The organism is Actinoplanes sp. ATCC 53533, assembly GCF_003947245.1.
Genome location: NZ_QHHV01000245.1, coordinates 1 through 6,049, shown reverse-complemented (window position 1 = coordinate 6,049; position 6,049 = coordinate 1). Strand labels below are relative to the sequence as shown.

Sequence of the window (6,049 nt, the reverse complement as noted above, 5' to 3'; positions counted from 1 at the left end):
CCGAGGGTGTCGTCACCTTCTTCGCCAGCAATGTCGCGCCGATCCTGCTCGCCGTGCTGGGGGTCATCTTCATCGGCCGGGCCAGCCGCGGCGAGATCTCCAAGGTGCTCACCAGCTCAGCGATCGCCATCGTCGGCCTCGCGTTCATCGCCGGCGCCGCGACGTTGTTCTTCGTCGGCGACTTCCTCATCAGCCTCATCTTCACCTGAGGCCGCGGGCGGACATATGCGGCTGCGCACCGATGACGACATCTACCGGGCACGCCTTGTCTACCTGGGCCCGCCCGGTTACACGCTGCCCATGCACCTGCCGTACGCGCAGTATGGGATGTTCGTCCTATTAGTGCCTTTGTTCGTGTTCCTGCACTACCTCATCACGTTCGAGATCGACGCCTTCCCCGCCTGGGAGATCGCGTTGGCCATGGTCACCACCTCGTACGTGTTCCGGCACGTCGACCCCGACCGGCCGGCCCGGATGGTCATCCGCACCGCACTCACCGACTGGCGCCGCACCCGCGAGCCCGCCGTCGAGCAGCGCGACCCGAGACTCGTCGCCACGCGCATCAGAGTTCGGGAGGAGTTGGTATGACCAGTTTCGCCGCTCTCACCGCATGCCCGAACGGGGATCGTCCATGACCGCTACCCCACCGCCCGGGCCTTCCCGCGCGGAATCGTCCCTTCCGGGCAGGCAGAGTAACGCTGTGCGATCAGATAATCACTCTCCGGATGAGGGAGTCGAACAGACCCCCGGTCCCGGCCACGGCGCCGTCGCGGTCTTCCAGGCCCCGCAGCCGGTGCGCCCGCGTGCCAACGGCGGGCCGCCGGTCGACCCGATGGACATCGATTCGCCGTTCCTGGATCTCTTCGGAGGCACGCCCGGTCCGGCCGCGGCCCAGCCGGAGCCGCCCCCGGACGACCCGGACGTGGATTTCGACTTCGGCTTCGACTTCGACGGCGCGGACGCCGGCCGGCAGACAACCGCCGCGCCCACAAGCCCGGCGCCGGCTCCCGGCGGGTCCGCTTCGGCTCTCTCCGGCCCGGCACCGGACCATGCCGGCCTCTCCGGCCCGGCACCGGACCATGCCGGCCCGGCTCCCAGCGCCGTCCCGGTTCCCAGCGCCGGGCCGTCTCCCAGCCTGGCCGAGGCAGCCGCCGAGCCAGGCCCGGACATCGCCCGGTCCGGCCCGACGCAGACCGGATCCGGTTCGGACCTCGCCGGGCCCGGCCGGGGCCCTGCCGGGTTCGGCCCAGGGCTTGCCGGATCCGGTCCCGAGCTTGCCGGGCCCGGCCGAGGTCCTGCCGGGTTCGGCCCGGAAACTGCCGAAACCGGGTTCGGCCCGGGAGTTACCGAGACCGAGTTCGGGCCGGGAGCCGCCGAGACCGAGTTCGGCCCAGGACTTGCCGAGACCGACTTCGGCCCAGGAGCTACCGAGACCCAGTTCGGGCCAGGAACTGCCGAGACTCAGTTCGGGCCTGGAGCTACCGAGACCCAGTTCGGTCCAGGAGCTACCGAGACCCAGTTCGGTCCAGGAGCTACCGAGACCCAGTTCGGTCCAGGAACTGCCGAGACCCAGTTCGGCCCGGGAGCTGCCGAGACCCAGGTCGGTCCAGGAGCTGCCGAGGCCGGACGAGGCCTTGCTGGGTCCGGTCCCGAGCTTGTCGGGTCCGGTTCGGCGTCCGCTGGGCACGGCTCGCCGTCCGGCGGCACGAAGGGGCAGCCCTCGGGTTTGAACGGGCAAGCCGCGGATCGGTCCGGTGGGGCCCGCGCCGAGTCAGCGATCGCCTCGCCGCCGCCCGTACCGCTGTCGAACGGCACCCGGCCCGGCAGTCCGCGGACCGATGCGCCGGTGTCGCCCTTCATGCGGGCGCCCGCCGGCCCGCGGGCCGACTTCTACGACGAGCGTGAGGCGCCCGAGTCCGACTTCGAGGACTGGCCCGACGAGGCCCGCCCCGGCGCGTTCCCGGCGGTGGCCACCGCACCCGTGACTCCGCAGCCCGCGCCGGCCCCCGCACACCCCCATGCCGGCCCCGCCGCTGTGGCAGACCGTCACGACGCCCGGGGGGATCCCGGTCGCCGCCGTCGAGCCGTACCATTCGGCCGCGCCGGCCGAGGCCGACACCCGCACCGACCTGCCCGCGCCGATGCCGGAGAAGGCGCCCGCGAAGCGCCGCGGCCGCCGCAAACGCGAGGAACCGGCGAACCTGCCCGCGGTCCGGCCGAAGAAGAACGAGGTCAAGGCGGCGCCGCTGCGCCCGCACAAGCTCAAGTTCAGCGACCGCGACCCCTCCATCGAGCTGGAGATCAGCGAGATCGCCGGGCACCTGACGTTCACCCAGAGCACGGTGACGGCCTGGTATTCGCTGCCCGAGGTCCGGTGGGCGTTCCGCCCGGACGCCGAGCGCGAGGCGCTGCTCTCCGCGATCTCCGAGCAGTATGCGGGCCTGGCCGGTTTCCGGCTGCACCTGCGGCGCACCAACCGGCCGTTCCCGGCCGACGAGTGGGCCCGCACGGTCGACTCCCACACGGCCAAGCCGCTGCCCGACGTCTCGGGTGCCACCTCCTGGTCCGACCACCTGGTGGCGGCCCAGCGGCACCTGCTCTCGGTCAACCACGCCGAGGGCCAGACCTACCTGGGCGTGACCTTCGCCCGCCGCTCGCTCGGCGACACGTTCTCCGAGCGGATCCTGCGGATGTTCGGCAAGGGCACCTCGGATGGGGAACGGCGCAAGCTCGGCCGCACGGTCGAGCAGTTCGACGAGGTGCTGAACGCGTTCGGCATGCGCGGCCGGCGGGTCACCCCGCAGGAGCTGGAGTGGTTGCTGTTCCGCTCGGTCGCGCTCTGCATGGCCCCGCCCGGCCCGCTCTCCCCGGTCTCGAACGGCCAGTGGGAACGCGGTGACCTGCTCGCCCTGACCGAGCAGGTGGAGCGTTACCGCACCCCGTACGGCTCGACGGTCAAGCTGGTCAACCGGATGACCGGCGAGGAGCGGCACGTCGCCGTCCTGTCCGTGGGCCGGATGGAGCCGCTGGAGATCCCCGAGAAGCACGAGCCGTGGATGCACTTCCACGAACGGCTGCCCTGGCCGATGGAGCTCTCCTCGCGCATTGACATCCTCGGCTCGAACAGTTCCTTCAAGAACCTCGAGCACCGGCTCCGGATGATCCGCTCCCAGCAGCTCGACTATGCCGAGCACGGCATCGACGCCCCGCCGGAACTGGAGCGCCTCGCCAAGCGGGCCCTGGTCATCGGCGACGAGATGACCACCGGCCTGCCGGTCGAGTCGGCCCGCGCGCACGGCTGGCACCGGATCGCCGTCGGCGGCCGCACCCGCGAGGAGTGCCTGGAACGGGCCCGCCGCCTGATCCAGCTCTACTCCCGCGAGCTGCGCATCTCGCTGCAGCACCCGAAGAACCAGGACCAGCTCGCCCGCGAGTTCATCCCCGGCGAGCCGATCGCCAACACCGGCTACGTGCGGCGGATGCCGGTCAAGCTGCTGGCCGCGGCGCTGCCGCAGGCCGCGTCCACGGTGGGCGACCGGCGGGGAGACCTGATCGGGCGTACGTCGGGAACCTGCCGCCGGCCCGTCTTCCTGGACCTGCACTTCCCGATGGAGGTCCGGGAACGCTCCGGCCTCGGCGTGCTGGTGGCTGAGCCCGGCGGCGGCAAGTCGACGCTGATGGGCGCGCTGGGCTACCTGAACGCACGCCGCGGCGTCCAGGTGACCCTGCTGGACCCGTCCGGCCCGCTGGCCCGGCTGTGCGCGATGCCGGAACTGCGGCCGTACTCCCGGGTGCTGAACCTGACCGGCTCGGAGCAGGGGACGCTGGCGCCGTACGCGCTGATCCCGACCCCGGTCCGCACCGAGTTCCAGACCGGCGCCGGCGGCGACCGCGAGTACGAGATCGCCGTCTCGAACGCCCGGGCCGAGCGCCGCATGCTGGTCCAGGACATCTGCTCGATGCTGGTGCCGCCGCAGGTGGCCAAGGAGTCCTCCACCGCGACGCTGCTGCGGCACGCCGTACGCCAGGTGCCGGCCGAGGAGACCTCCACGCTTGACGACGTCATCGCCTGCCTGCAGGGCCTCGACGACGACGGCAAGGAACTGGCCAACCTGCTCCTGGACACCGCCGAGATGCCGCTGGCGCTGCTGTTCTTCGGCCGGCCGCCGGCGCACCTGCTCAGCGCGGACTCGGCGCTCACCGTCATCACCATGGCCGGCCTGCGCCTGCCCGACATGAAGATCGAGCGCGAATACTGGTCGGCGGAGGAGTCGCTGGCGCTGCCGATGCTGCACACGGCACACCGGCTCGCCGTCCGGCGCTGCTACGGCGGCTCGATGTCGTCCCGCAAGATGGTCGGCCTGGACGAGGCCCACTTCATGGAGGGCTGGCGCTCCGGCCGCTCGTTCCTGGTCCGCCTCGCCCGCGACTCCCGGAAGTGGAACCTGGCGGCCTTCGTGGCCTCGCAGAACCCCCGCGACATCCTCGGCCTCGACGTGCAAAACCTGGTGTCGACCGTCTTCGTCGGCCGGATCGCCGAGGACCAGGAGATCGCCTCCGAGGCGCTACGCCTGCTCCGGGTGCCGGTGCACGACGGCTACGAGGCGACACTGGCCTCGCTGTCGCAGGCGGACACGTCGTCATCGTCCCGGCTGGGCTTCCGCGAGTTCGTGATGCGCGACGTCGACGGCCGGGTGCAGAAGGTCCGGGTCGACGTGTCGTACGTGGACGGCCTGCTGGAATACCTCGACACGACACCGGCGGCGGCCAAGGCGGCGCCCACGGCCATAGCGTCCCTGTCCGACCGGGAGGTCTGAGATGGTTCGGCGGGCGTGCGCACTGGTCCTGACGGTGCTCGTAGCAGCGGTGGCAAGCATCGCCTGGGCGGTCGCCGCACCGTCGCCCGCCTCCGCCGGACCGCTACGTGCCCCGGGCGGCGCCTGCGACGTCGAGGAGTGGCGCGCTGACATCCCCGGCTGTGTCAAGCGACTCGAGGAGGTCACCGGGGACCGGGTGACCTGTCTGAAACCGCCTACGCCCAGCGCACCGGACTCAGGGTTGGCGGGCTGGTTCGCCGAGCGGCCCGCCTCCTCCAAACTGAACGGCCCGCAGGGCATCTACAGCCAGTACGGCTACGCCGGTTACAGCTTCTCGACCTACGACCTCGACGGTGGTTGCGCGGGCACCCTGGCCGAGCCGGAGAGCAAATTCGAGACCACGGTCGCCAACGGCGAGTTCATGATCGCTACCGCCGTCATCGGCGCCTCCAACGCCCTGCGGGAACGGGCCTGGGATCCGCAGGCCCTGTGGGGCTGGGCCGATCCGCTCGTCGACCAGGCCACCAAGGCGGTGTACGAGAAGGTCTTCAGCGTCTTCGGCGTCATCACCCTCGCCGTGGTCGGCCTCTACCTGATCTGGCGGTCGCAGCAAGCCGACATGGGTGCGGCCACGACGACGGCCGGGTGGGCGATCTTGATCATGGTCGCCGTCACCGCCATCGCGGCGTGGCCCGTCAAGTCCGCGAATATCGCCGACCAAACGCTGGTCACCACCCTGGGCGTGGTGCACGATGCGGTCGGGCCGCGGGCCCAGAACACTGCCGCCGGTAAGTGCGACAACCCCACCCCCGGCGCCTGTGACGACAATCGCCCACCAGCTGTCCGCGCCAGCGACACGGTGACCGAAACCATGCTCTACCGCAACTGGCTCCGCGGGGTGCTCGGCTCGGCGGACAGCGACACGGCTCAGAAATACGGCCGGGCCCTGTACGACGCTCGCTCCTTCAGCTGGGACGAAGCGCAGAAGATGCGGGACAACCCGAAAACCCGGCCGTCGACCATCACGGCGAAGCAGGACCAGTGGAAGCGGATCGCCGAGACGATCAGAATCGATGATCCCGAAGCCTACGACTACCTGCGCGGTGTCAACGGCATGGACCGAATCGGCGCGGGCTTCATCGCCGTGCTGGCGGCCCTCATGTTCGCGATGTTCGATCTGACCGCGTCGCTGCTGGTACTGCTCGGCTTCCTGATCTTCCGCTGGGCGGTCA

At 70.9% G+C, this 6,049-nt stretch carries 2 protein-coding genes and 2 pseudogenes; all 4 read left to right on the top strand.

Translation table 11 applies throughout. The features are described from left to right. Nucleotides 1-209: pseudogene (locus DMB66_RS51370) on the top strand (hypothetical protein); the annotation flags it as partial. A gap of 16 nt (nucleotides 210-225) precedes the next feature. Then, a complete protein-coding gene (locus tag DMB66_RS51365) occupies nucleotides 226-588 on the top strand; it encodes a hypothetical protein (protein ID WP_125811387.1) in 363 nt (120 codons plus the stop codon). Between the two features lie 1,430 nt (nucleotides 589-2,018). Then, nucleotides 2,019-4,817, top strand: coding sequence for an ATP-binding protein (locus DMB66_RS51355; RefSeq protein ID WP_233625440.1), 2,799 nt, complete (start codon nucleotides 2,019-2,021; stop codon nucleotides 4,815-4,817). 1 nt (nucleotide 4,818) lies between these two features. Then, nucleotides 4,819-6,049 (top strand): annotated as a pseudogene (locus DMB66_RS51350) (MFS transporter); the annotation flags it as partial.

Coding starts and splice junctions, on each gene's coding strand:
- DMB66_RS51365 (WP_125811387.1), top strand. CDS start 226: ATGCGGCTGCGCACCGATGACGACATCTACCGGGCACGCCTTGTCTAC.
- DMB66_RS51355 (WP_233625440.1), top strand. CDS start 2,019: ATGCCGGCCCCGCCGCTGTGGCAGACCGTCACGACGCCCGGGGGGATC.